Source organism: Rhodoferax fermentans (assembly GCF_002017865.1).
GTDB classification, from domain to species: domain Bacteria; phylum Pseudomonadota; class Gammaproteobacteria; order Burkholderiales; family Burkholderiaceae_C; genus Rhodoferax; species Rhodoferax fermentans.
In genome coordinates this window covers 4095537-4121541 of the sequence record NZ_MTJN01000002.1, presented here as the reverse complement: position 1 = coordinate 4121541, position 26005 = coordinate 4095537, and the positions used below count along the sequence as shown (strand labels likewise).

The following is a 26005-nucleotide window of genomic DNA, read 5'->3' as shown; positions in this document are numbered from 1 at the left end:
GTCACACCTGCTTTGCCATGTTCAATCAACGCACCCCCCGTGTCAATCCAGACAAGCGCTAGCCGGTTGGCCCAGTATTTGACGCATTGCGTTCGTCTGATATGGGGGACAATTCTCAAACTTGTCCACAGAGCAAGGCCATACAGGTATAACAGGAGCAACTGACATGGGGCTACGAAGGCGGATATCGCTGTATCTGGTTGGCATCCTGTCCATTTTGGCGGTGTTGACCCTGGTGACGCTGCGTTGGCACGGTCATCAAAAAGCCGACCAGCTTGACGAGGCGGAGGCGCGCGATGACTTTGACCGGCTGACGGCCACCTTTCAGTTGAGCACGCTTGGACTCAAGGAGACGTTGAAGTCCTGGGCCAACTGGACCGAGCTGTACGACTATGTTGTGGACCGCAGCACATCTCGGTTTCTCGAAGAGGAACTGGGTGCGGTGGAACTGGCGGAGGCGGGTGTGGACTTTCTGACATTGCTGGATTTGTCCGGGCATGTGATTGGCATGACCGAGGTGCCAGGTGTTGGCGGAGACTTGCCCGCGACTGAAGAAATGATCAGGCAATCGGTGTATTTTTCCGCCTATGTCAAGTCGTCGCAGGGCGCCAGTGGCTGTGGTGCGATCAAGGCCAGGACGCAGGTGGCAATGGTGTGTTTCGGTCCGATCTTCAACAGTCAGGGCCAAGGGCATGCCCGTGGTTACATTGCATTGGGTCAATGGGTCAACGAAGACACCATCAGGCGGGTGTCCCAAGTGACAGGCCTGATGTTCGACATCGTTGATGTTCCCACCCAAGCCCGGAAGGAGCCGCCACCGGCAACCGCAGCGGCAATGACGAGCAACATGTTTCGTAAGGACGCTGTGCAGGTCATCGAGCATGACAGCCAGCGGGAGCTTGAGCTGCGATCCCCCCTCACCGGCTTGCTGGGGCAGGATATTGCCGAAATTCACATGCGTTGGCCTCGCAGGTTGAGACAAATGGTGGACACCAGCAGTGACATCACCGAGATGGTGGTGCTGACCTTGATCGTCCTCAGTGGCGCCCTGCTAATGTTGCTGCTTGATCGGGTGGTGGTGCGGCGGCTCAACCTGCTGCGGGTGGAACTGGCAAGCATTGTCGATTCCAGAAGGTGGGCGGGCGAGGTCTCGATTCGCGGTGGCGATGAACTCGCAGCGCTGGCGCGCTACACCCATGAACTGGTGCTCATCGTGCGCCAGCAGGTGCAGGAGCTCGAGGATCTGTCACAAACCGATGCCCTGACGGGCCTGCCCAACCGACGGGCATTTGATGAGCGCTTGGAGCACATCCTGGCGCAGTATGCCCGGCAGAAGCTGTCTGCTGCCCTGATCCTGATGGATGTGGACCATTTCAAGAAATACAACGATACCTATGGCCATCCGGCGGGTGACGAGGCGCTCAAGGTTATTGCCCGGTGCCTGCGCAGCGCCTTGCGCCGTGAGCTGGACCTGCCGGCGCGGCTGGGGGGTGAGGAGTTTGGGGTGTTGTTGCAAGGCGTGAGCGCTGAGCAGGCCTGTGCGGCGGCCCAGCACATCCGGCTTGCGATGCAGGAGCTGGCCCTGACGCACGTCGCCAATCCTCCGCTTATGGTGATGACCATGAGCCTGGGTGTGGCGGTGGTGACGCCCCAAGACACCGCCACGACCTTGTACCAGCGGGCCGACGACGCGCTGTACCAAGCCAAAACCCAGGGCCGCAATCGGGTGCACCTGGCCTGAACCGCGTGGCAGGGTGGATGAACCGCGTCAGACACAGATCTCCGCAGGCTGAGGTGTTCTTGCAAAGATCTTGGGCCTCCAGCCCTTGTAAATCAAGGGCCGGTTGCTCTACTTTTTTGCAGCTGGCCGGCAGGGCTTTGTGCATTTGTTCAACATGATGGACAATTGTTGGTTTGTGTCCGGATTGACACACAAGACACCAGACGGGAGTCATTGAATTGGGGCTGAGAAGAAGAATTTCGCTTTACCTGGTCAGTATCCTGTCGGTGTTGGCCTTGTTGACCCTGATTGCTCTGCGCTGGGGCAGCCATGAGAAAGCGGCGCAGCAAGAAGAGATTGAGGCGCGGGCCGAACTGCACCGCCTGATGAACACCTTGCAGGCTCGCACGCTGGAGGTCAACGGCACCTTGAAGTCCTGGGCCAACTGGACCGCCTTGTATGAACACCTGCGACGGCGCTCGCCCGAGTTCCGCCACAACGAGTTGACAGTGGACGCCCTGACGGTGGCCGATGTGGACTTCCTGCTGCTGCTGGATCCGGATGGCAAGGTGGTGGAGATGAGTGAGGTGCCTGGTGCGCAGGGTGAAACACCAGTGACCGATGAAACCCGGCAGCGCGGATATGCCTACCCTGGGTATGCGAGTCTGTCGCCCCAAGGCAGTGGCTGCGGTGCCATCAAGGCCAGGTCGCGGGTGGCACTGGTGTGTTTCAGCCTGGTGCTCAACAGCGAAGGCAAAGGGAGCCCGCGTGGTTTTCTGGTGATCGGGCAATGGCTCAACGAGGAGATGATCCAGAAGGTGTCTGAACTCACCGGCATTCGTTTTGGCATTGTGGATGTGCCCAATGCGCCGCTCATTGTGAAATCCCCGCTGGTGGTGGACAACGTGTTTCGCCAAGAGCTGGTGCAGGTGCTGGCGCAGGAGCACGACATTGAATTGCGTTACCCCATCACCAGCTTGTTTGGCAACGACATTGCCCAAGTACGCATGTCTTGGCCCCGTCGGCACGCGCAGTTGGCCAACAGCAGTTATGACACCACCCAGGCGGTGGTGATCGCCCTGATTCTGACCTGCGGGGTGTTGCTGGTCCTGTTGCTGGATCGGGTGGTGGTGCGCCGACTCAACCGCTTGCGTGAAGAACTGGCGCAGATTGTGGATTCCAGGCGTTGGACCGGGGAGGTCACCGTCAGTGGCCATGACGAAATGGCGGCGCTGGCGCGCTACACCCGGGAACTGGTGGCCGTGGTGCGTCATCAGGTCCAGGAACTCAAAAACCTGTCGCAGACCGATGTCCTGACCGGTCTGCCCAACCGGCGCGCTTTTAATGAGCGCCTGGAACACATGCTGGCGCAGCATGCCCGGCAACAGGTACCCGCGGCGCTGATCCTCATGGATGTGGACTACTTCAAGAAATACAACGACAGTTATGGCCATCCGGCGGGTGACGAGGCCCTGCAAAGAGTGGCCCAGTGTTTGCGCAGCTGTTTGCGCCGTGAGCTCGACTTGCCTGCGCGCCTGGGCGGTGAGGAATTTGGTGTGTTGTTGCTCGGGGTGACAGCAGAGCAGGCGGGTGCTGTTGCTGAGCAGATCCGTGCCAGCTTTCAAGGCATGGGCATCACACACTGCGGCAACCTTCCCTTGGGGGTGATGACCATGAGCCTGGGTGTGGCCGCCGTCAGTGCAGCAGACACCACCACCACGCTCTACCGCCGTGCCGATGCTGCGCTGTACCATGCCAAGGCGCAGGGGCGCAACCAGGTCCATCAGGCCTGAACCCGCGTGGACCAACACCTGGTGGTGGGTGGTTTTTTTGAGCACTAGAGGGTAATCACAGCTGTACCCGGGCAACACTTTGACGTAGTCTGCGATACAGTCCGCTTGTAACCGGGGGTTACACACCCGGCAGCACGACCTTGACAACGTGCTGTCTGGGGCTGAAGCAAGTTCAGTCATAACAACAAGATACCGCGTTGGTTTTCCGAAGTTTTCGAATCAGGAGCCAGTACATGCGTGAAAATTTGCCTGTTTCCCAGCAGGAATATGTCTTTCCAGCTAACCAGACCCTGGTGTCGGTCACCGACCTCAAGGGTCGCATCGTGTATTGCAACAGCGCGTTTGTGGAGGTCAGTGGTTACGCCACCGCCGAGCTGCTGGGGCAACCCCACAATCTGGTGCGCCACCCCGACATGCCGGCGGAAGCGTTTCGCGACATGTGGGAAACCATCCAGGCCAAGCAACCCTGGAGTGGTCTGGTCAAGAACCGGCGCAAAAATGGCGACTACTACTGGGTGCGTGCAAACGCGACCCCAATGATGGATGGTGAGCAGATCACCGGTTACCTGTCGGTGCGGACCTTGCCCTCGCCCGAGTCTGTCAAGACCGCCGAAGAGTTGTACGCCCGCATGCAGGCACAAGCCAAGGCGGGCAAACAGACCCTGCGGTTGCACCGGGGGCAGGTGGTCCGAACAGATGTGGTCGGCCGTTTGTTGCGTCTGATGAATCCCGGCCTGGTGGCCAGGCTCGCGCTGATGCAAGTGGCGCTGATGGCCTTGCTGGTATTGGCGGCGGCCAGCGGGCTGAGCTGGATGGCCTTGTTGCCCCTGGCCGGCCTGGCAGCGGCACTGTTGGTGTGGACCAATTGGTACATGACCATCCGCCCGTTGTCCGATGTGTTGGGCGATGCCAACCAGCTGGCCGCTGGCGACCTCTCCCACAAGGTGGCTGTGCGGGGCAGCGGTGTATTTCGCAACTTGCAGCAGGCCTTGATGCAAATGTCGGTGAACCTGCGCACCGTTGTGAGTGATGTGCGGGATGAAATTGACAGCCTCAGCACCTCGGTCCAGGAAATTGCCGCAGGCAACCATGACCTCTCCGCCCGCACCGAGTCGCAGGCCGCCAGCCTGGAGGAAACCGCTGCGTCCATGGAGCAGATCAACAGCACCGCCCAGCTGAGTGCGGCCTCGGCCAAACAGGGTGCTGACATCGCGCAGGAGACCAGTGAGGTCACCTCACGCAGCAACCAGGCCGTGGCATCGGTCGCCCAGTCCATGCAGGATATCTCCGAGTCTTCCCGGCGCATCACCGACATCATGCAGCTGATTGAGGGGGTGGCCTTTCAGACCAACATCCTGGCCCTCAATGCGGCGGTGGAGGCAGCCCGTGCGGGAGACCAGGGGCGCGGGTTTGCGGTGGTGGCCTCGGAGGTTCGGGCGCTGGCCCAGCGCACCACGGCGGCTGCCAAAGACATCAAGCAGCTCATCACCCAATCCACCGCGCGTGTGAGTGTGGGCAGTGAACAGACCCAACTGGCCCTCACCCGAATGCTCAGTGCCCAGGAGTCTGTGGACAAGGTCAACACGGTGCTCAATGAAATCACCCGCGCCTCGGCGGCGCAGACCTTGGGTATTTCCCAGATCAACGAAGCCATCGTGCAGATGGACACCATCACCCAGCAGAATGCCGCCATGGTCGAGGAGCTGGCCGCCACCGCCAGTTCGCTGTCGCAGCAGGTGCAGTCTGTGCGCAGTTCCCTGCGTTTGTTCCGCTTGCGCGCAGGGGAGGCCACCTTGGAGCAGGCCGATGCGGTGTCGCTGCGGCGCCAGGGCAAACAAATGATGCTCAACTGAGCGCGCGGCCCTGCGGCAGGGCAGCATGCGGTTCTGCTATCGTCTGCCTTCGCCAGGGTGGCGGTCAAACAGGTTTTGGGCGACGCTGCCGGCAGAAAGGCCATGTTTTTGTGACAGTCCCGAACATCCATGCCGCCGCGACCCAGCGTGTGGCCCGACAACAATTTGCCAGTGACAACTACGCAGGCGCCTGCCCTCAGGCCATGCACTGGCTCGGTGAAGCCAATGCCAGCGGCCACGAACCCGCTTATGGTGATGACCGCTGGACCCAGCGCTCCACCGATATGCTGCGCCAGCTGTTTGACATCGAATGCGACGTCTACTACGTCTTCAACGGCACCGCCGCCAACTCCCTGGCGCTGGCGTCCCTGTGCCAGAGTTACCACTCGGTCATCTGCAGCCCGGTGGCGCACATCGAAACCGATGAGTGTGGCGGGCCGGAGTTTTTCTCCAACGGCTCCAAACTGCTGGTGGGCGAGAACCAATCGCCCGCAGCGCAACTGGGCAAACTCACGCCAGAGGCCATCCACACCCTGGTGACCAAACGCAGCGACATCCATTACCCACGTCCGCAGGTGGTCTCCATCACCCAGGCGACCGAAATGGGCACCGTCTACAGCCTCGATGAGGTGCGTGCCATTTCCTGGATGGCGCAGAAACACAACCTGCGGGTGCACATGGACGGCGCCCGCTTTGCCAATGCGGTGGCTCACCTGGGTTGTTCACCGGCCGACATCACCTGGCGCGCCGGTGTGGATGTGTTGTGTTTTGGTGGCACCAAAAACGGCTTGCCGGTGGGGGAGGCGGTGGTGTTTTTTGACCGCAAACTCTCTGAAGACTTTGCCTGGCGCGTGAAACAGGCGGGACAACTCGCCTCCAAGATGCGCTTCATCTCTGCGCCCTGGGTCGGTCTGCTGGAAAACGACGTCTGGTTGCACAATGCCCGCCACGCCAATGCCATGGCGCAGAAACTCTACACCGGCATGTTGTCGATTGCCGGTGTCACCACTTTGCACCCGCCGCAAGCCAACGGCGTGTTTGCGCAGTTGCCGCCAGAGGCGGTGGCAGCCCTGCAAGCCAAAGGCTGGAAGTTCTACCAGTTCATCGCGGGTGGCGGTTGCCGTTTCATGTGTGCCTGGGACACCGCCCCCGAATCGGTGGAGGCCTTGCTGGCTGACATGCGCGCGGTGATGGCGGGCTAGGCAACCACGCTGACCCGGCTTGGTACTTGTTGGCCTTTTATGCCGCAAGCCCATGTACAACAAGCCTGAGCCGCTTCAATCCATGTAGCAAGTCGCCCGGCACAAAGGTTCAGCGCCCCACCTGCCCCAGCGGCAGCTCGGTGCTGCTTTTGATGCTTTGCAGCACGATGTTGGAGCGGATGTTGTTGACCACCTTGATGCGGGTCAGGCGTCGTAACACCGATTCGGACAGGTCGTTCAAGCTGGCCGCCACGATCTGCAGGATGTAGTCGGACTCACCGGTCACTGCAAAACACTCCAGCACCTCGGGGAAGGCAGCGATTTCCTGCTCAAAGGCGGCGCCCTCGTCTTCACCGTGGCGCGCCAGCGTCACATAACTGATGGCGCGCACACCCAGGCCGATACGCGCTGGGTCCAGCAGCGCCACGGTGCGCCGGATGATGCCGCTGGCCTGCAGCCGGGTGATGCGTCGACTGACCTGTGAGGGTGACAAATGCACCAGCTCGCCGAGCTGCTGGTGGGTGGCGCTGGCGTCTTGCTGCAAGGCACTCAACAAGGCCACATCGTATTTGTCGAGCAGTGAATCGTCATTGATTTGAGTTTTCATGCACAAATTATGCACTTGGGTGTGATTGAGTGCATCAATATGCAAACCTGTTGCGCCGTTATGCGCCTACCATGCCTGCCTTGCCCATTGCCAGGCGCTTTCCCGCCAACGACCATGCCACCGTCCGCCCCCACACCTGCTGTCCCTCCCGCGACCCTGAGCCCCGAGGCCTTGGAAGCGCTGCGCCACAGCACCCGTGAAGATGTGCAGGCGCTGTTGACCGCCACCCTGTTCATGTCGTTTGCGGTGCTGATGTTCAGCCACACCGGCCTGCTCACCGGCGGCACGGCCGGGGTGGCGTTTTTGATCCACTACGCCACCGGCTGGAGCTTCGGGCTGGTGATGTTTGTGGTGAACGTGCCGTTTTACGTGCTGGCCTGGCAGCGCATGGGCCGGGCGTTTACCCTCAAGACCGCCTTGTCGGTGGGCCTGCTGTCGGTGATCGTGACGCTGCTGCCCCGGGTGGTCAGTTTTGACACCTTGTCACCGGTGTTCACCGCAGTCATGGGGGGGTTGCTGATGGGGGTGAGCATCCTGATCCTGTTTCGCCACCGCGCCAGCCTGGGCGGTTTCAACCTGCTGGCCCTCTACCTGCAGGACCACTTTGGCTGGCGCGCCGGTCGGGTGCAGATGGCCATGGACGGGGTGATTTTGTTGTGCTCGTTTGCGGTGGTGGATTGGCAACATGTGGCGCTGTCGGTGCTGGGCGCTTTTATGCTGAACCAGACCCTGGCCACCAACCACCGCAAAGAGCGCTATGTGGCGCTGTGAGAGTTTGTAGATAAAAATTGCCTCTAGCCCTTTGAATGAAAGGGCTTGCAGCTATTGTTTTTAATGAGTCGGCTGGTAACGGCAACCCTGCCAGCTGCCGCGCTTGGTCAGTTCGGCAGAGATGCGGGGCGCCAGCTCAGACAGGCGCACATTCCACTCGGGCGCGAGTTTTTGCGAAGGCGGTACCTCGCTTCCCACACGTTGCAAGAGGATGTGCGGTGCCAGCCGCTCGATGAAGTCGGCCAGCAAGCCGATGCATTCATCTTCCCCCAGCAGCGGCACCGACTCGGGGTCACGCCGCCAGTCCCGCGCCAGCAAGGTGCCACGCACCACCTGCAACTGATGTAATTTGAGCGCGTGGATCGGCAGGTTTGAGAGTTGCCGTGCACCGTCGAGCATGCTGTCCACCGACTCACCGGGCAGGCCTAACAACAGGTGCGCGGTCACTTCCAGCCCGCGTGCTGCGGCGCGCTGGATCGCATCCACACTGCAGGCAAAGTCATGGCCGCGGTTGACGCGCGCCAGCACCGCGTCATTGCACGATTCGATGCCGATCTCCAGCTCAATGATGTGGTGGCGTGACAGCTCGGCCAGGTAGTCCAGCACCACATCGGGCAGGCAGTCGGGCCGGGTGCCGATGGCCAGGCCGCTGATATCGGGGTGGGCCAGTGCCTCGTCATAACAGGCACGCAGGCGTTCGAACTCGCCGTAGGTGTTGCTGTAGCTCTGGAAATACGCCATGTAGCGCTGGGTGTTGGGGTAACGCCGCCGCAGGAAATTGAGCCCGGCGCTGATCTGCTCGGTGATGGTTTGCTGGGTGTCGAGGTAACCCGGGGTGAAGCCGTCGTTGTTGCAGAAGGTGCAGCCCCCTTTGCCCAGCAGGCCGTCGCGGTTTGGGCAGGTGAAACCGGCCTGCACCGAGACCTTTTGCACGCGCCCGCCGTAACGGGTTTTGACGTGTTCGTTCCAGGCGTTGTAACGGCGTTCACCAAACGGGCAGGGGGTGTCTAAGGTCATGGGCTCAGGGTTCCAGGCCGGGTTGCGGCGGGGGCGCAGTATGCCTCATGCAAATGTTCATTCGGCCAAGGCGCTGTCGCTGCCACCCAGCGCGGTCTGCAACATGTCGATGAAGACACGGGTTTTGGCGGGCATGAGTTTGCGCCCCGGAAACACCGCCCAGGCCACCGGGCTGGGCAACACCCAGTCGGGCAAGACACGGCGCAATTCACCCCGCCGCACATCGGGCAGCGCAAAATAGTCCGGCACCGCCGCAATGCCAACACCGGCACGCGCCAGGCGGATCAGCAGTTCGGGCGCATTGGCGGTGGCGCGCCCGGGTGGCACCGCCTGCCAGCGCTCCTCACCACGGGTCAGTGTCCAGGGGACTGGCTCGCCATTGCCACCCAGCAGGCGCACCGCGTCATGCTGGGTCAGCTCGGCTGGGGTCTGGGGGTCACCGTGTTCGGCCAGATACGCTGGTGCGGCGTACAGGCCGCTGGAAAACACCGCCAGCCGCCGCGCTGCCAGCAGGTTGTCGTCAGGTAACGAGCCAATACGCACCGCCACATCAAACCCCTCACCGAGCAGGTCAACCCGGCGCGGTGACAAGTCCAGCTCCAGCGAGATGCCCGGGTGCATGGCCACAAACGCAGCCAGGGTGTCGGCCAGCAGCAGGTTGGCAAAGTCACTCGGCATCGAGACCCGCAACCGCCCGCTCGGCAGGGCCTGGCGCTGTTCACGCAGGGCCACCACCGCGTCCACCTCCAGCGCCACCTGGCGTGCGTGGTCCAGCAGCTGCTGGCCAAACTCGGTCACCGTCTGGCGCCGGGTGGTGCGCAACAGCAGGCGTTCACCGAGCTGGGTCTCCAGGGCCGAGATGCGCCGCGACACGGTCGATTTGGGCCAGCCCAGGCGCTCGGCAGCTTTGCTGAAGCTGCCCAGGTCGGCCACACGGGCAAATACCAGCAGGTCGTTGGGGTCGATGTGGGGGCTTGATTGTTCCATCATGACAACAATGTTATCCAGTTTGAGGTCTTCTCAGTGAGATTGGTAACAAATACAGTACACCCATCGCCCCCAACTTACCTCAGCCAAGGAGCCTTTCATGAACATTCTGCAAATCAACGCCAGTGCCCGCCGCGAAGGCGCCAACTCCACCCGTGTCGCCAACAGCATCGTGGCCCGCCTGCATGTGGCCAACCCCGGCGCCACCCTGACGCTGCGCGACCTGGCGGTGACACCCCACCCGGTGCTGGACGAAGCCGCGCTGGGTGCACTGTTCACCCCGGCCGAGCAACGCACACCCGAGCAGGCCGCCCGTGTGGCGCTGGACGATGCGCTGATCGCCGAAATCCAGGCGCACGACACCATCGTGCTCGGTGTGCCGATGTACAACTTTGGCGTGCCGGTGCAGCTCAAGAGCTGGATTGACGCGATTGCCCGCGCGGGTGTGACCTTCCGCTACACGGCCAACGGCCCTGAAGGCCTGCTCACCGGTAAAAAGGTCTATGTGGCGCTGGCCCGTGGCGGCCTGTACCGTGACACGGCCAACGATTCCCAGGTGCCGTACCTGAAGTCGGTGCTGGGTTTCCTGGGCCTGACCGATGTGCACTTCATCTATGCCGAAGGTTTGGCCATGGGCCCTGAGGCCAGCGATAAAGGTTTTGCCAAGGCTGAGGCCGACCTGCAGGCCGCACTGGCCTGAGTCATAAACAAAATTCGGCTCTAGCCCTTATGAAACAAGGGCCTCTTGCTATCAATGAAAGGATAACGCCATGAACACCACAGTACACACCACCACCGTTGCCCATCCGCGCAGCGTGGAGCGTCTGGTGGCCGGGCAGGCCACCTCGGACGGCGCGGGCGTCAAACTCACACGGGTGCTGACACAAAACCTGCAGCGCCGACTGGACCCGTTCTTGATGCTTGACGCCTTTGGCAGTGACCAGCCCGACGACTACATTGCCGGTTTTCCGGATCACCCGCACCGCGGTTTTGAGACCATCACCTACATGATTGCCGGGCGCATGCGCCACCGCGACAGCGCGGGCCACGAAGGCCTGCTCGAAAACGGTGGTGTGCAGTGGATGACCGCCGGGCGCGGCGTGATCCACTCCGAGATCCCGCAGCAGGAAGACGGTGTGATGGAAGGATTTCAGCTCTGGCTGAACCTGCCCGCACGCGACAAGATGATGGCCCCGTGGTACCGCGACTTCAAGGCGGCTGACCTGCCCAAGCTCACCACCGAACAAGGTGTGGCCGTGACGGTGATTGCCGGTGACAGCCACGGTGTGGGTGGTGCGGTGACACGTGAGACCACCGCGCCGCTGTATCTGGACATCCATCTGCCTGCCGGATCGCGCTTTGAGCAGGTGGTGCCTGCTAGTCACAACGCTTTTGTGTATGTGTACCGGGGCGAGGTGAGCATCGCCGGGCAGACGGTACCGGTGCAACGTATGGCCTTGCTGGCCAACAGCCCGGAAGCCGATGGCGTGGTGATCGAAGCGTCTGCCGATGCCAAGGTGCTGTTGATCGCCGGGCAGCCACTCGGTGAACCGATTGCCCAGTACGGCCCGTTTGTGATGAACACCCAGCAGGAGATCTACCAGGCGCTCAGCGACATGCGCGACGGGCGTTTCGGCGAGTAACGCAAGGGGGTGGCACCAGGCAGTGCATGTAGGTCACCGAAAACGGCAGGTGTGCAAAGTGTTTTGTCTCGGCAGTCACAAAACCAAGCTGGCCATACCAATGTTGCAGCGCGATGTGCTGAGCAATCACCCCGATGCTCACGCGCTGGCAAGCGGCGGCGCTGGCCACCTGCAACACATGTTGCACCAGCTGCGCCCCCACACCTTGGCGCTGCTGGGCGGGTAACACCGACAGGCGGTTCAGATAGGCCAGCCCCGCGCCTGCGGGCTCAAAGGCCACGCAGCCGATGGGGCCGGTGCTGTCCTCGGCCAAAAAGTAGCACTCTCCCCGCGCCATGCCCGCCAACACCCAGTCTGCGCTGCAGAACGACGGGTGTTTGGGGCAGTTCTCCACAGTCAAACCAAACTGTGTGGCCACATCGCGGTTGGCGGCGCTGATCAGCCAGGCGAGGGTGCTGGCGTCTTGGGGGCTGGCGGCACGGATGTTCATGGCATTCTCTGGATTATTTAGGCCTCTGGCCCAAGCACATCAAGGGCTGACAGCTATGTTTTTTAAGATGACTGGCAAACCTGGATGGTTTGCCGGGGCCAAGCCCGGCGGCGCACCCAGCTTGGGAGCCAAGCACGCAGATGTGCCAGCGCTGGCCAGGGCTGCAGCAGATGGACCAGCTCAAACTTCGCACTGGGTTCGGCGCTGAGCCACACCAGTCCGGTGGTGGCTTGTGTCCAGCTCTCGCCAGCCTGCAGCCAGATGTCTTGGTGTTGACCGGGCTGCGTCAGCCACAGCCGCCCGTGGTCCACACGCAGCGTGCAGCCCGCACGCAATGTCAGGCCAACAACGCGTTGCTGAGCCAATTCATAGTGTTCGATCTGTTGCATGTTGTGCTCCTTGCAGGCGAGGGTTCATCGGAAAAACGGGTATCCACACTGTAGGTGTTGCACCTGTACAGTACCAGTACAGTGACCAAGATAGTTAAGATAACTGGCCCGGTTTTTTGACCAATACAATCCAAGGCCATGAACACCACGTCCCCAGATCCGGCCAGCTCGCAACACCTCAAGTCATCTGATCCCGCCAGCGCCTTGAGCGGGCAGGGCACGCTGGTGGACCAACTCGTGCAGTGGGCCGAGTTGCGCATGAGCCAGCAGGTGTTTCGCCCTGGTATGCGCATGCCCTCGGTGCGCCAGCTGGCGACAGAGCGGGGTGTCTCGCGATTCACCGTGGTCGAGGCTTATGAGCGGTTGGTGGCGCGTGGGCGGCTGCAGGCGCGCCGGGGTGCGGGCTTTTTTGTGCGTGAGCCAGAGCAAGCGGCCAGCCCCAAACGGGCCCGGGCCACCCCGGCGCGGGTCCAGCCCATCGACATGGGCTGGCTGGTCCGCAACATGCAAAGTGGCATTGCCGCCGACAAGGCGCCCGGTTTTGGTTACCTGCCACCCGATTTGTGTGGCGGTGAGCTGATCAAAGGTGGCCTGCGTTCGGTGGCGGCCACGGCGGGTTTGCAGCTGTCACACGCGGCGCTGGCGCAGGGCTACGCGCCATTGCGTGAGCAGATCGTGCGGCGCCTGGCCGAGCTGGAGATATCTGCCAGCCCGGCACAGATCCTGACCACCTCGGGCGCGACCCAGGCGGTGGACCTGATTGCGCGCAAGTTCCTGCGCCCTGGTGACAGCGTGATTGTGGGCAACCCGGCCTGGTCGGCGCAGCTGGGCACGCTCTCGATGATGGGGGTCAACCTGGTCAGCCTGCCCTACACCCCGCAGGGGCCAGACGTGGCCGCGCTGGCCGAGTTGGCGGCCAGTTGCCAGCCCAAGATGTTGCTGCTCAACACCGTGTTGCACAACCCGACCGGCCTGCTGCTGACGCCTGCGGCGGCCTACCAGATCCTGCGTGTGGCCGAGGCCCATGACCTGATTGTGGTGGAAGACGACATTTACGCCGACTTTTTGCCCAGCGGCATTCCGACAGCGCGGCTGGCCAGCCTGGATCAGCTCAAGCGGGTGATTTACCTGGGCAGTTTTTCCAAGATGCTGGTGCCCAATGTGCGCGTGGGTTATCTGGCCGCTTCGGCCGAGATTGCCGAAACCCTGGGTAACCAGAAGCTGTTGACCTCACTGGCCACCCCCGAGATCAACGAACGCATCGTGCACCGGGCACTCACCGAAGGCAGCTACCGCAAACACTGCCAGCGTGTGCATGCGGCGCTCGACGAGTTACGCGAGCCGACCTTTGCCCGGCTGGAGTCACTTGGTCTGACACCTTATTGTCGACCGCAGGCCGGTTTTCATGGCTGGTTTGACACCGGGGTGGACACCATCGCGCTGGCCGCGCTGGCGCTGGAGGCGGGTTACCTGCTGGCGCCGGGCGCGCTGTTTTCACCGCAACAAAGCCCCAGCACCTTCATGCGCATGAACATCGCCACCAGCCAGAACCCGGCGGTGTTGAAGTGGCTGGAGACAACGCTGAACCAGCTGCGGCGCTAGGCTTTTCGCCCGGATCGGGTTGCTGGGGTTTTATGCATTTTTGGCCTCTAGCCCTTAATTGGAAAGGGGATGTAGCTATGTAAACACTAGCTTTTGCAAGGCAGGGACCGGGCTGGCTGCGCTGATGCCGCGTTTCAGGCCCGGCTGGCACCGATATTGCTATCTTGATGAAGCTCAACTTCTGTCTTCACGAGGTCCCCATGCCCAAACGCTTTTTTCTCCAAACGACTCTTGCCCTGGCTGCCACCTCGGTGCTGGGCCTGGCCCAGGCCCAAACCACCCCGATCAAGTTCCAGCTCGATTGGCGTTTTGAAGGCCCTGCGGCCTTTTTTGTGACCCCCGCTGCCAAAGGCTATTTCAAGGCCGCCGGGCTGGATGTGACGATTGACGCCGGCAACGGCTCGGGTGGCACGGTGACCCGTGTGGCCTCGGGTGCGTACGACATGGGGTTTGCCGATTTGGCCGCGCTGATGGAGTTCCACGCCAACAACCCCGACGCACCCAACAAGCCGGTGGCGGTGATGATGGTCTACAACGACACACCGGCCTCGGTGATGGCGCTCAAAAAATCCGGCATCAAAACCCCGGCTGACCTGAGTGGCAAAAAACTCGGCGCCCCGGTGTTTGACGCGGGCCGCCGTGCCTTCCCGATTTTTGCCAAGGCCAACGCCGTGACCAATGTGGCCTGGACCGCGATGGACCCGCCGCTGCGCGAAACCATGCTGGTGCGCGGTGATGTGGATGCCATCACCGGCTTCACCTTCACCTCCCTGTTGAACCTGGAAGCACGGGGTGTCAAGGCCGCTGATGTGACGGTGCTGCCGTACCCCGATTTTGGTGTCAAGCTCTATGGCAATGCCATCATCGTTTCGCCCAAGATGATCAAGGACAACCCGGCCGCGATCAAAGCCTTTCTGGCTGCATTTGCCAAGGGCGCCAAGGACGTGATCACCAACCCCGCAGCAGCCATTGCGGATGTGAAAGCGCGTGACGGCATCGTGAATGTGGAGCTGGAAACCCGCCGCCTCAAACTCGCGATTGACACCGTGATCAACAGCCCCAACGCCCGTGCTGAAGGGTTTGGCCAGGTCAACGGCCCACGCTTGAGTTTGATGGCCAGCCAAGTGTCGGACGCCTTTAACACCAAGACTCGCGTGAACCCCGAACAGGTCTGGAACGGCAGCTTTTTGCCGACCAAGGCCGTGCTGGACGTGTTGCCCAAGAAATAAGTGCTGAGCGACGGGTCGGCGCAGCGCTAGTCGCTGGGCCGGTCTGACTGTGTGTCCAGGTGCAGGCAGGCCAAGACCTGGCTGGTGGTGTTACTCAAATTCAATAGCTGATATCCCTTATATTAAAAGGGCTGGAGGCCTATTTCTTATATCAACATGCACAAAGAGCCATCCCCCTGGTTTGTCGATTTTTCAGACGTCTGGCTGGCCTACAACCATGAGTTGCTGGTGGAAAACCAGTTTGCCGTGGAGGCGATTGACCTCAAGGTGCGCCAGGGTGAGTTCATCGCCATCGTCGGGCCGTCGGGCTGTGGCAAATCCACCTTCATGAAGCTGGCCACTGGCTTGAAGATGCCCTCCATGGGCAAAATTTTGATCGACCAGCAGCCGGTGACCGGGCCACTCAAGATCAGCGGCATGGCGTTTCAGGCGCCCAGCCTGTTGCCCTGGCGTACCACGGTGGACAACGTGCTGCTGCCGCTTGAAATTGTGGAACCCTACCGCAGCCACTTCAAAGCCAAACGCAAGGAATACGAGGAACGTGCGCGCCAACTGCTGCAAAAAGTCGGTCTGGGAGGGTACGAAGACAAGTTCCCTTGGCAGCTCTCGGGCGGCATGCAGCAGCGCGCCAGCATCTGCCGTGCGCTGATCCACGAGCCCAAGATGCTGCTGCTCGATGAGCCTTTTGGTGCGCTTGATGCGTTTACGCGGGAAGAGTTGTGGTGCATCTTGCGCGACTTGTGGACCGAGCAGAAGTTCAACGTGATCCTGGTCACCCATGACCTGCGCGAGAGTGTGTTCCTGGCCGACACGGTGTATGTGATGAGCAAAAGCCCGGGCCGGTTTGTGGTGCGCCGGGAGATTGACTTGCCGCGCCCGCGTGACCTGGAGATCACCTACACCCAGGAATTTGGCGACATCGTGCACGAACTGCGTGGCCACATAGGTGCTGTGCGCCAAACTGGTGCATCCGTTGTGCCATGACGCTCAGAACAGACCCCAATACTGACATTGGCCCCCAACCCTTCTGGTGACCCTATGAACAAAAGACAAATGGAAATCTGGTCGCCCTGGCTGCTGCTGACCGCGGTGCTTGTGTTGTGGCAGGTGTTGTGCTCGGCATTTGCCGTGTCCGAGTTCATTTTTCCGAGCCCGTGGCGCATCTGGACGCAGTTCTGGGAGTTTCGTGATGTCATCGCTGGCCACGCTTGGCGCACCTTTTGGGTGACGATGGTGGGTTTTGGTTTGGCCATTGTGGTGGGGGTGTTGCTGGGTTTTGTGATCGGCAGCTCGCGCCTGGCTTATGCGGCGGTTTACCCGCTGATGACGGCGTTTAATGCCTTGCCCAAAGCCGCGTTTGTGCCGATTCTGGTGGTCTGGTTTGGCATCGGGGTCGGCCCGGCGATCCTGACCGCGTTTTTGATCAGCTTTTTCCCGATCATGGTCAACATCGCCACCGGCTTGGCGACGCTGGAGCCTGAGCTGGAAGATGTGCTGCGGGTGCTGGGTGCCAAACGCTGGGACGTGTTGATCAAGGTGGGCCTGCCGCGATCCATGCCGTATTTTTATGGCTCTCTCAAGGTGGCGATCACGCTGGCGTTTGTGGGCACCACGGTCAGTGAGATGACCGCTGCCAACGAAGGCATTGGTTACCTGCTGATTTCGGCCGGGTCGTCCATGCAGATGGGGCTGGCTTTTGCCGGGCTGGTGGTGGTGGGTGCGATGGCGATGGTGATGTACGAGCTGTTCAGCGTCATCGAAAAACACACCACCGGCTGGGCACATCGCGGCTCGCAGGGGCATTGAGCGTGGCGCAACAGATGAGCCCGGACCAAGTCAACCGCCACCTGCGGCGCGCCAACGAGGTAGCGCGGCAAGCCATGAACCAAGGACACCACCCGTTTGGTGCGATTCTGGTCGCGCCTGACCTGGAGACGGTGCTGCTGGAACAAGGCAATGTCGACACGGTCAATCACGCAGAATCGGTGCTGGCCCGCATAGCTGCTGGGCAGTATGCTCCTGATTTTTTAGGGGACTGCACCCTGGTGACCACCGTGGAGCCCTGCGCCATGTGTGCCGGTACCCAGTACTGGGCGAACATTGGCAAGCTGGTGTTTGGGCTGACCGAGCGCCGCCTGCTGGGCCTGACTGGCAACCATGCCGAGAACCCGACGCTCGATTTGCCGTGCCGCACGGTGTTTGCCGCCGGGCAAAAAACGATTCGCGTGATTGGCCCGGTGCCTGAGGTCGAGGCAGAAATTGCCGCCCTGCACAGCAGTTTCTGGACGGCTGCCCAGGTGGCTCCGCCTAAACTGGCGCCATGACCTGGCACGCCCAACTCGACATCCGCTACACCTCAGAGCAAGAGCGCACGGTGGCGCGGCACAGCCACAATGGCCCGCTACGTATCTTGCAAAGCCTGTACCCGGAAGGTGATGGCATTTGCCACAACGTGTTGGTGCACCCACCCGGTGGCTTGGTGGGTGGTGACACGCTGGACATGACGGTGGCCGCCAGTGGCAAGGCCCACGGCCTGCTCACCACACCGGGCGCCACCCGTTTTTACCGCTCTGCCGGTGAGCTGGCGCTGCAGCGCACACGGATTGACCTGCAGGACCAGGCCCGCTTGGAGTGGCTGCCGTTGGAAGCATTGGCCTACAACCAGTGCCGTGCCGAAAACCGCCTGACGTTGAACCTGGCGCCCCAGGCTGAGTTCATGGGCTGGGATGTGACCGCCTTTGGCCTGCCCAGCGCCGCCTTGCCGTTTGAGTTGGGCAGTTTTTTGCAGCATATCGAGGTGCCGGGTGTTTGGCTGGAGCGAGGCCGTATCGATGCGACAGACAAACGGTTGATGGATGGCCCGCTGGGGCTGGCTGGCCACCGGTGTATGGCCTCGCTGTTTTTTGTGAGTGGCAGTCCGCTGGAGCGCCATCGCCGTGAGGCTGGGCTGGAGCTCGCACGCAGCCTGCTTGACGCCCATGCGCTGCACGCCAGCGCGGGTGTGAGCTGCCCGAACCCGCAGGTGATGGTGCTGCGGGTGTTGTCGCCGCTGGTGGAGCCCGCCATGTTGCTGCTGCGCCAGGTATGGGTGGCCTGGCGTGCCCATTTCTGGCAGCTGCCTGCGGTGAGCCCACGCATCTGGTCGACCTGAAGTCTGAACCTGCCCGACCCCTCTACACTGCAGCCTTTTTTCTCCTTGAAAGATCCCGGGTACCGTCATGAAATGGAAAATGTCCTCCAACTCCTTGTACGCCGTTCTGCTGCGCTCGCCCTGGTGGGCCAGCATGTTGGTGGTGCTGGTGATTGTGCTGGCCAGTGGTGCGCTGTTGCCCGCCCAATACCGTCCGTTCGGGATGCTGGCAGCCTTGCCTTTTCTGGGCATTGGTTTGTACCGCGCGTGGCAACAGGGGCAGGGACCCAACTCGAAGCGTGTGGCACAGGCGCTGGAACGCGCAGGGGCGATGCCCTGGCGTGAGTTCTCAGCGCTGCTGCAGCGGGCCTATGAACACCAGGGTTATGCGGTGACCCCACTGCCCGGTTCGGCGGCAGACTTCAAGCTGACGTTCTCGGGCCGCACCATTCTGGTCAGTGCCAAACGCTGGAAAGCCGCCGCACATGGGGTTGAACCCTTGCGCGAACTGCTGGCAACCGGGCGCAGCCAGGACGTTGATATCTGCGTCTACATCAGCCTGGGGGAGGTGTCTGCGCAGGCACAGTCCTTTGCCAAAGAGCATGGCGTCACGCTGGTGTCTGGTCAGACGCTGGCTGGCCTGATCCTGAACCATGTCTGAGCCGTGTGGTCGATGCCAGGGCCTTGATGCTGCCTGCACAGGCAGCGTTTGGCCCATTTGATCCGATACCCTGGATTCCCCGAGAACGCACCCCATGCACCTCCCTTTTCCCTTGAGAACCCACCTTGCCCTGATGGCCGCTCTGGTGTTTGGCGCCACCGCCTGGGCGACACCGCTGCTGCGCTGCGAGGTCACCTACGCGGGCAGCGCCCATGTGCTGGAGGCGACACCGGTGACCGACCCCTACCCGGTGCCTGCCGTCGACATTGGCGGGCGTTTCTGGTTCAAGCCGGTGATGGTGGGGCAGGGCAGCCGGGTGGACTACGTCAAGCTCTACGCCTACCTGGACACCCGCCAACAGCCGCTGCTGATCCACGAGGCCATCCATCTGCCGCCGTTTCAGACGGGTGAGACCGCTTACCCACTCACAGGCACCCACCATCTGTACGCGGGCCCGGTCGAGCGTGAGTTGATCTACAGCTGCACTTTGCAGGGGGTCCAGCCATGAGCCGGGTTGTGATGTCCAATTGCCGCCGTGCCGTGGCAGCGGCTTTGCTGCTGGCCTGTTCGGTCGGGTTTGCTGCGGACACCAGCGCACCGGTGAGCCTGGTATTTGCTGGTGACATTGTTTTGGACGACAGCGCTGGTGAGCTGATTGCGCAAGGCGGTGATCCGTTTGCCGACTTTGCCGGTGTTTTCAAGGCGGCTGACATCCGCCTGGGCAATCTGGAATGTGTGGTGGCCACCACGGGCTCGGCGGGTGACAAGAACTACACCTTCCGGGCGCACCCGCGTGTCTTGCCGGTGCTCAAACGCCACTTTGACGCGGTGGCGCTGGCCAACAACCATTCGGGTGACTTTGGGCGAGAGGCTTTTGCCGAGATGCTGGGGCTGTTGAAAGGCGTGCAGTTGGGTCAGTTTGGCGGCGGCCACAACCTGGCCGAGGCGCACACACCGCTGATTTTTGAGCGCAAGGGGCTGCGTATTGCCTTGCTGGGGTACAGCGAATTCATGCCGCGCAGTTTCGAGGCTGACCACAACGCCCCCGGTGTGGCCTGGAGCGAGGACGAGCAAGTCGTGGCCGACATCCAAAAGGCGCGCACAACTTACAAAGCCGATCTGGTGATCCCGGTGATGCACTGGGGTTGGGAGAACGAGCTGACGTCCAACCCGCGCCAGCGCCAGCTGGCTCGTCTGATGATTGAGGCGGGCGCGGATGCGGTGATTGGCGGACACCCGCATGTGACGCAGGAGATTGAACACTACCGGGGCAAACCCATCATCTACAGCGTGGGCAACTTTGTCATGAAAGAAACCGACAACGCCCGCCAGCGCCAAGGCTGGGTGCTGCGCTTGTTGCTCGACAAGCAGGGTGTCACAGCGCTTGACACCCGGGTGGCCAACATCAGCATGGACGGCATCCCCACGCTGGACCACCACAGCGCCAGCCCGTGCTGGCAACGCGGTCAGGCTGGGGTGTCAATGTGCGTGCCAGTCGATTGAGGTGATGCCATGGTCATGGGGGTGGCATCAACATGGTGTTACCCCAAAAAGTTGCAGACATTAATTAACTAGACGACTGGTCTACTTGTGCTACACTTGCGACATGGCAACCGAATCCAACAGCACCAAAGACCACATCCTGGATTGTGGTGAGCGTTTGATTGCGCACAAGGGTTTTGTGGGCGTCGGATTGTCCGAGATATTGAGCGCGGCCGGTATCCCCAAGGGCTCGTTCTACCATTACTTCAGCTCCAAGGAGCGTTTCGGCGAGGTCTTGCTGACCCGTTACATCGACACGTATCTGGCCCGGTTGGATAACTTGTTCAAGCCTGATGGCACACCAGCACGGCAACGCTTGATGACCTACTGGTCTTATTGGAACGTCAGCCAATGCGACATCGGCGCGGACAGCTGCGATGCTGTTGCTGCGGGTAGCAAGTGCCTGATTGTCAAACTCAGTGCCGAGGTGGCCGATATTTCCGAAGCCATGCGCCTGACCTTGCGGGGTGGGACCGACCGTGTGGTCAGCCGAATTGCCCAGTGCCTGGAAGACGCGCGCGCCGATGGTTCTGTGGCCTTGTCCCTGGATGCGGCCAATACCGCCCTGACGCTTTATGAGCTGTGGCTGGGCGCCAGCCTGCTGGCCAAATTGCGCCGTGATGCATCCCCTTTTGAACACGCCTTGATGGCAACGGAACAAGTGTTGGGTTCAACTGCCCGTTAAGAGGCACACCACACAGTCGCTTTTTTTTGCCCACTTTATAGTCGACCGGTCTACTGTATTTATTGCTTCACCTTCCTTCATTCACCCACTTCTACCAACCCATTCCCATGAAAAACTTCGATTTCTACAACCCGACCCACATCGCTTTTGGCAAGGACCGCATCGCAGACCTGGCCCAGCTGGTACCTGCCACGGCCAAAGTCCTGATTCTGGTGGGGGGCGCCAGTGCCGAGAAAACCGGCACCCTGGCGCAGGTGCGTGAGGCTCTAGGTGCACGCACCCACAGCACCTTCAGCGGCATTGAGCCCAACCCGAGTTTTGAGACCGCGATGAAAGCCGTTGAGATGGTGCGTGCGCAAGGTTTTGACTTCCTACTGGCCGTGGGAGGGGGCTCGGTGATTGACGCGACCAAATTTATCGCCGCCGCCGTGCCCTTTGAGGGAGATGCCTGGGACATCCTGCTCAAATTTGGTGGCAACATCACCCAGGCTCTGCCCTTTGGCGTGGTGCTGACCCTGCCGGCGACCGGCTCGGAAATGAACCACGGCGCGGTCATCACACGCCATGCGCTGGGCGCCAAGCTGCCGTTTCGCAGCCGCCATGTGTATCCGCAGTTTGCGATTCTGGACCCGACCAAGACCTACACCTTGCCTGCCAAACAGCTGGCCAACGGGGTGGTCGATGCGTTTGTGCACACGGTGGAGCAGTACCTGACCTACCCGGTCAACGCGCCGGTGCAAGACCGCTTTGCAGAAGGGCTGCTGCAGACCCTGATCGAGATTGGCCCGCGCCTGCTGAGTGCATCGGAGCCTGACTATGACGACCGCGCCAATCTGGTCTGGACGGCCACCTTGGCATTGAATGGCCTGATTGGCGCTGGCGTGCCGCAAGACTGGGCCACCCACATGATTGGCCACGAACTCACCGCCAAGTACAACATCGACCACGCCCGAACGCTGGCGGTGGTGTTACCTGCCATGTTGAATGAGCGGCGCGCCCAAAAACACGACAAGCTGCTGCAGTATGGCCAGCGTGTGTGGGGTATCCAGAGTGGTAGCGATGAGCAGCGCATCAGCGCCGCGATTGAGGCCACCCGCGATTTCTTCGAGCGCATGGGCTTGCCAACCCGGCTCAGCGCCTATGGCCTGGGCCAGGACGCCGTTGACTTGGTGTTGGCGCAATTACAAGCCCATGGCATGACCCAGCTGGGTGAACACGGTGACGTGAGCCTGGCAGTCAGCCGACGTGTGCTCGAGGCGGCGCTATAAGCCCGCCAATCTGAGCCCACCCATTCATCCCAAAAGAGACTCACATGACCCAAAACGCCAAGCTCAACCGCCAGATCCAACTGGCATCTCGCCCGGTGGGTGCCCCCACACTCGCCAACTTCCATCTGGCCAACACCAGCGTGCCGAACATCGGTCCCGGCCAGCTGTTGTTGCGCACCGTTTTCCTGTCGCTGGACCCCTACATGCGGGGACGCATGAGTGATGCCGCCAGTTATGCCGCGGCGGTGGCTGTGGGCGCCACCATGGTGGGGGGCACAGTGTGCCGCGTGGCCAGCAGCCAACATGCTGGCTTTAGCGAAGGTGACTGGGTGCTGGCCTATACCGGCTGGCAAGACTATGCCGTCTCGGACGGCAGTGGCCTGACCAAACTCGACCCCGCCGTGGCCGCGCCCTCACTGGCGCTGGGGGTGCTGGGCATGCCCGGCTTCACCGCCTACATGGGGCTGCTGGACATTGGTGCGCCCAAGGCCGGGGAAACCGTGGTGGTAGCCGCCGCCACCGGGGCCGTGGGCTCCGTGGTGGGGCAGATTGCCAAACTCAAGGGCTGCCGCGTGGTGGGTATCGCTGGTGGCGCGAGCAAGTGCAATGCAGCGGTTGAAGAATTTGGCTTTGACGCCTGTATTGACCACCAGAGCCCGGACTTTGCAGCGCGTCTGGCAGCGGCCTGCCCGCAAGGCATTGACGTCTACTTTGAGAACGTGGGAGGCAAAGTGTTCGACGCGGTGTTGCCGCTGCTCAACACGTCGGCACGGGTGCCTGTCTGTGGGTTGATAGCCAACTACAACGCCACCCAATTGCCAGACGGGCCAGACCGCAGCCCCTTGTTGATGCGCACCTTGCTGACCAAACGCATCCGCATGCAAGGTTTCATCATTTTTGACGACTACGGGCACCGTTATCCGGAGTTTGCCAAGGAGATGGGCCAATGGCTGGCCCAAGGAAAAATCAAATTCCGTGAGGACTTTGTTGACGGGCTGGAGAACGCGCCACAGGCCTTCATCGGTTTGCTCGAAGGCAAGAACTTTGGCAAGCTGATTGTCCGCGTGGCCAAAGATTGACACAGAAACTTCTCCCAACTTCACTCTCTGAAAGAAACACATGAAAAAAATACTGATGGTTTTGACCTCGCACGACAAATTAGGCAATACCGGTGCCAAAACCGGCTTCTGGTTGGAAGAGTTCGCCGCACCCTATTACGTGTTCAAGGACGCAGGCGCTGTGATCACGCTGGCCTCGCCCCTGGGTGGCCAGCCGCCGCTGGACCCCAAGAGTGATGACCCGGCCTCACAAACCGAAGCCACCCATCGCTTCCGGGCAGACCCCGCTGCGCAAGCACATCTGGCAAACACACTCAAACTCTCGGAAGTGTCCACACAGGAATTTGACGCCGTGTTTTACCCAGGTGGCCATGGCCCGCTGTGGGATCTGGCCGAAGATGTGCTGTCCATCCAGTTGATCGAAACCATGCTGGCTGCTGGCAAGCCGGTGGCCACCGTGTGCCATGCACCGGGGGTGTTGCGCCACCCCAAGAGTGCGGATGGCCAATCGGTGGTGTCTGGCAAATCGGTGACAGGTTTCACCAACAGCGAAGAAGCTGCGGTGGGCCTGACCGATGTGGTGCCATTTTTGGTGGAAGACATGCTCCAGCACAACGGTGGGGCGTACTCCAAAGGCGCAGACTGGCTGCCTTATGTGGTGACCGACGGCTTGTTGATCTCGGGTCAAAACCCGGCCTCATCAGAACCCGCCGCCAAGGCCTTGTTGCAAGCGCTTAGCTGACCCTCACGCCAGGGCCAGTCGGGCCAGTAAGTCAATCACCGCAGGCTCCTCGCCTGCGGAGGGTTTGAGCCGCCACTGAACCTGCGGGTAGGTGTCTTTCAGGGATGCCATCAGCACCGGCAAGTCCTGCCGGGCGTGTTTGCCCACACCGATGAACATCGGCACCACGGTGATGTGGCTGGCGCCCAGTGCCACCACCTCGGCGGCGGCGCTGGGCAGGTCGGGCTGGGTCAGCTCCAGAAAAGCACAACGTACACAGGTACCGGGCGAGAGTTCACCCATGCGCTGAGCGATGTTGAGCAGGGGTTGGTGCCACGCCGGATCGCGTGAGCCGTGGGCAAAAAGCAGGGTGGCGTGCATAAGAGGTGGGTACCAGAAAACGCCATGGTACCCAAGCTGTCGCTTGGCTGCTAAATCGCCACCATTTGCCTGACGCCGTCGGCCTCCATGTTGCGGCCCAGTCCTTGGGCTCGCACCGCGCCGCGTTCCATCACCACATAGTGGTCGGCCAGCTCCTGGGCAAAGTCGTAATACTGCTCCACCAGCACAATCGCCATGTCGCCTCGGTCCGCCAGCATACGAATGACACGCCCAATGTCCTTGATGATGCTGGGCTGGATGCCCTCGGTGGGTTCGTCCAGCATCAGCAGTTTGGGGCCTGCCGCCAGCGCGCGCGCAATGGCCAGCTGCTGCTGCTGCCCGCCAGACAGGTCACCTCCGCGACGTTGCAGCATTTGTTTGAGCACCGGGAACAGCTCGAACAACTCGGGTGGAATCGGTGTGCTGGCCGGTTTGTAGGCCAGACCCATGCGCAGGTTTTCCTCGACCGTGAGGCGCGCAAAAATCTCACGTCCTTGCGGCACAAAACCAATACCGGCCCGCGCACGCTCGAAGGGGGTGGCGTTCTGAATTGGTTTGTTATTAAATTCGATAGCGCCTGTCTTAATAGGTATCAGGCCCATCAGGCTTTTAAGCAATGTGGTTTTTCCCACACCGTTGCGCCCCAAAACCACCGTAATTTTGCCCAGCTCGGCTTGCAGGTTCACATCACGCAGGATGTGGGAGCCGCCGTAGTACTGGTTGATGTTGGTGACATTCAGCATCTGTCTTTATCCTTTTTGTTCTTGGTTGCGCAGGCCTGGTGTTGCTGCGGCGAGCGAAGTCAGGTTGGTGTTTTTTATTGATTTTTGCTGCGCAGGTTGGCCGGGTCTCGCCCCGGCGGGCGAGGCACTTTTCTTTGCTTCGCCAAAGAAAAGTGCCCAAAAGAAAAGCGAGCCGAATGCGTCGCCCGGCACGGGGTGCCGGTACGCTGCGTTGCTCGTTCCGGGCGGGGTCTCGCTCGAACTCGGCTTCGCCTCACACAATCGCGATCCCTGATCCGCCCATCCCTGCGCTACTCGCCGACGCACCACGGCGCCCTGCGCAGCACTGCTCGCCCGGCCTAGCCGGGCATTGCAGCGCTGGTTGGTTCCAGCGGTCGGGTGCACGCGCAATGTGGCGTCATGCGCCACGAGCGGTATTCTGTGGGTCCCCTCTGTATGCGCCTGAGTGGCGCGGGTTTGGCGGGAAAGAGAACCGCGATTGTCTGAGCGTAGCGAGTTCGAGCGGTTCCCCGC

The 26005-nt window shown here is 61.3% G+C and carries 28 protein-coding genes; 20 read left to right on the top strand and 8 right to left on the bottom strand.

Annotated features, from left to right (window positions below; genetic code table 11):
* Positions 1-166 precede the first annotated feature (166 nt).
* From RF819_RS19155 to RF819_RS19140, 4 genes are all read left to right on the top strand, one after another.
* Entirely contained in the window at positions 167-1741 is a 1575-nt protein-coding gene (locus tag RF819_RS19155) for a diguanylate cyclase domain-containing protein (RefSeq protein ID WP_078366429.1), read from the top strand.
* A gap of 275 nt (positions 1742-2016) precedes the next feature.
* Positions 2017-3513, top strand: a complete 1497-nt coding sequence (locus RF819_RS19150) for a diguanylate cyclase domain-containing protein (RefSeq protein WP_143541771.1) — start codon at positions 2017-2019, stop codon at positions 3511-3513.
* A 233-nt stretch (positions 3514-3746) separates the two neighbouring features.
* Positions 3747-5366, top strand: a complete 1620-nt coding sequence (locus RF819_RS19145) for a methyl-accepting chemotaxis protein (protein ID WP_078366427.1) — start codon at positions 3747-3749, stop codon at positions 5364-5366.
* Positions 5367-5569: 203 nt separating this feature from the next.
* Positions 5570-6568 carry a threonine aldolase family protein gene (locus RF819_RS19140; RefSeq protein WP_078367075.1) on the top strand — a complete coding sequence of 333 codons (999 nt, stop codon included), beginning with the start codon at positions 5570-5572 and terminating at the stop codon, positions 6566-6568.
* A 109-nt stretch (positions 6569-6677) separates the two neighbouring features.
* Here the strand turns inward: RF819_RS19140 and RF819_RS19135 are convergent, their stop codons facing one another.
* Complete coding sequence (locus RF819_RS19135; protein WP_078366426.1) at positions 6678-7175, bottom strand: Lrp/AsnC family transcriptional regulator; 498 nt, start codon at positions 7173-7175, stop codon at positions 6678-6680.
* A gap of 114 nt (positions 7176-7289) precedes the next feature.
* On the opposite strand from RF819_RS19135, the gene RF819_RS19130 reads away from it, so the two are divergent.
* Entirely contained in the window at positions 7290-7946 is a 657-nt protein-coding gene (locus RF819_RS19130) for a YitT family protein (RefSeq protein WP_078366425.1), read from the top strand.
* A gap of 60 nt (positions 7947-8006) precedes the next feature.
* Here the strand turns inward: RF819_RS19130 and mnmL are convergent, their stop codons facing one another.
* Together mnmL and RF819_RS19120 are read right to left on the bottom strand one after the other, a co-directional pair.
* Entirely contained in the window at positions 8007-8963 is a 957-nt protein-coding gene (mnmL, locus tag RF819_RS19125; RefSeq protein ID WP_078366424.1) for a tRNA modification radical SAM protein MnmL/YtqA, read from the bottom strand.
* A 57-nt stretch (positions 8964-9020) separates the two neighbouring features.
* Positions 9021-9953 (bottom strand): LysR family transcriptional regulator, encoded by a 933-nt coding sequence (locus RF819_RS19120; protein ID WP_242473280.1) that lies wholly within the window; start codon positions 9951-9953, stop codon positions 9021-9023.
* Positions 9954-10050: 97 nt separating this feature from the next.
* On the opposite strand from RF819_RS19120, the gene RF819_RS19115 reads away from it, so the two are divergent.
* Together RF819_RS19115 and RF819_RS19110 are read left to right on the top strand one after the other, a co-directional pair.
* On the top strand, positions 10051-10650 hold the full coding sequence (locus RF819_RS19115) for an FMN-dependent NADH-azoreductase (protein ID WP_078366423.1): 600 nt from the start codon (positions 10051-10053) through the stop codon (positions 10648-10650).
* Between the two features lie 70 nt (positions 10651-10720).
* Positions 10721-11593: a pirin family protein gene (locus RF819_RS19110; protein ID WP_078366422.1), complete on the top strand. Its 873-nt coding sequence runs from the start codon at positions 10721-10723 to the stop codon at positions 11591-11593.
* Here the strand turns inward: RF819_RS19110 and RF819_RS19105 are convergent.
* Together RF819_RS19105 and RF819_RS19100 are read right to left on the bottom strand one after the other, a co-directional pair.
* Positions 11559-12083, bottom strand: coding sequence for a GNAT family N-acetyltransferase (locus tag RF819_RS19105; protein ID WP_078366421.1), 525 nt, complete (start codon positions 12081-12083; stop codon positions 11559-11561). The genes RF819_RS19110 and RF819_RS19105 overlap by 35 nt on opposite strands.
* A gap of 62 nt (positions 12084-12145) precedes the next feature.
* Entirely contained in the window at positions 12146-12472 is a 327-nt protein-coding gene (locus RF819_RS19100; RefSeq protein ID WP_078366420.1) for a DUF2917 domain-containing protein, read from the bottom strand.
* Between the two features lie 138 nt (positions 12473-12610).
* Between RF819_RS19100 and RF819_RS19095 the strand changes: the two genes are divergently transcribed.
* The 13 genes from RF819_RS19095 (at position 12611) to RF819_RS19035 (ending at position 24389) form a co-directional block, all read left to right on the top strand.
* Positions 12611-14074 carry an aminotransferase-like domain-containing protein gene (locus RF819_RS19095; protein ID WP_078366419.1) on the top strand — a complete coding sequence of 488 codons (1464 nt, stop codon included), beginning with the start codon at positions 12611-12613 and terminating at the stop codon, positions 14072-14074.
* A gap of 200 nt (positions 14075-14274) precedes the next feature.
* Complete coding sequence (locus tag RF819_RS19090) at positions 14275-15303, top strand: ABC transporter substrate-binding protein (protein WP_078366418.1); 1029 nt, start codon at positions 14275-14277, stop codon at positions 15301-15303.
* 156 nt (positions 15304-15459) lie between these two features.
* Positions 15460-16287 carry an ABC transporter ATP-binding protein gene (locus tag RF819_RS19085; protein WP_078366417.1) on the top strand — a complete coding sequence of 276 codons (828 nt, stop codon included), beginning with the start codon at positions 15460-15462 and terminating at the stop codon, positions 16285-16287.
* Between the two features lie 54 nt (positions 16288-16341).
* The gene (locus RF819_RS19080; protein WP_078366416.1) at positions 16342-17109 is read left to right on the top strand and encodes an ABC transporter permease; all 768 of its coding nucleotides are present in this window, start codon (positions 16342-16344) and stop codon (positions 17107-17109) included.
* A 14-nt stretch (positions 17110-17123) separates the two neighbouring features.
* Positions 17124-17627, top strand: a complete 504-nt coding sequence (locus RF819_RS19075; protein WP_078367073.1) for a nucleoside deaminase — start codon at positions 17124-17126, stop codon at positions 17625-17627.
* On the top strand, positions 17624-18454 hold the full coding sequence (locus RF819_RS19070) for an urease accessory protein UreD (protein WP_078366415.1): 831 nt from the start codon (positions 17624-17626) through the stop codon (positions 18452-18454). The genes RF819_RS19075 and RF819_RS19070 overlap by 4 nt, the downstream gene beginning before the upstream one ends.
* Positions 18455-18533: 79 nt before the next feature.
* The gene (locus RF819_RS19065; RefSeq protein ID WP_078367072.1) at positions 18534-19094 is read left to right on the top strand and encodes a restriction endonuclease; all 561 of its coding nucleotides are present in this window, start codon (positions 18534-18536) and stop codon (positions 19092-19094) included.
* Between the two features lie 94 nt (positions 19095-19188).
* Positions 19189-19602 carry a hypothetical protein gene (locus RF819_RS19060; RefSeq protein WP_242473278.1) on the top strand — a complete coding sequence of 138 codons (414 nt, stop codon included), beginning with the start codon at positions 19189-19191 and terminating at the stop codon, positions 19600-19602.
* A gap of 11 nt (positions 19603-19613) precedes the next feature.
* Positions 19614-20597, top strand: coding sequence for a CapA family protein (locus RF819_RS19055; protein WP_078367071.1), 984 nt, complete (start codon positions 19614-19616; stop codon positions 20595-20597).
* 103 nt (positions 20598-20700) lie between these two features.
* Positions 20701-21321 (top strand): TetR/AcrR family transcriptional regulator, encoded by a 621-nt coding sequence (locus RF819_RS19050; RefSeq protein ID WP_078366413.1) that lies wholly within the window; start codon positions 20701-20703, stop codon positions 21319-21321.
* Positions 21322-21428: 107 nt separating this feature from the next.
* A complete protein-coding gene (locus tag RF819_RS19045; protein WP_078366412.1) occupies positions 21429-22589 on the top strand; it encodes an iron-containing alcohol dehydrogenase in 1161 nt (386 codons plus the stop codon).
* A 44-nt stretch (positions 22590-22633) separates the two neighbouring features.
* Positions 22634-23668: an NADP-dependent oxidoreductase gene (locus RF819_RS19040; RefSeq protein ID WP_078366411.1), complete on the top strand. Its 1035-nt coding sequence runs from the start codon at positions 22634-22636 to the stop codon at positions 23666-23668.
* Positions 23669-23708: 40 nt separating this feature from the next.
* The gene (locus RF819_RS19035; RefSeq protein WP_078366410.1) at positions 23709-24389 is read left to right on the top strand and encodes a type 1 glutamine amidotransferase domain-containing protein; all 681 of its coding nucleotides are present in this window, start codon (positions 23709-23711) and stop codon (positions 24387-24389) included.
* A 3-nt stretch (positions 24390-24392) separates the two neighbouring features.
* Here RF819_RS19035 and RF819_RS19030 read toward each other — a convergent pair whose 3' ends face one another.
* From RF819_RS19030 to RF819_RS21160, 3 genes are read right to left on the bottom strand one after another with little or no spacing between them, the layout of a single operon-like run.
* Positions 24393-24749 (bottom strand): sirohydrochlorin chelatase, encoded by a 357-nt coding sequence (locus tag RF819_RS19030; RefSeq protein ID WP_078366409.1) that lies wholly within the window; start codon positions 24747-24749, stop codon positions 24393-24395.
* A 50-nt stretch (positions 24750-24799) separates the two neighbouring features.
* Positions 24800-25492, bottom strand: coding sequence for an urea ABC transporter ATP-binding subunit UrtE (gene urtE, locus RF819_RS19025; protein WP_078366408.1), 693 nt, complete (start codon positions 25490-25492; stop codon positions 24800-24802).
* Positions 25493-25498: 6 nt separating this feature from the next.
* On the bottom strand, positions 25499-25684 hold the full coding sequence (locus RF819_RS21160; RefSeq protein ID WP_143541770.1) for a hypothetical protein: 186 nt from the start codon (positions 25682-25684) through the stop codon (positions 25499-25501).
* Positions 25685-26005: the final 321 nt, after the last annotated feature.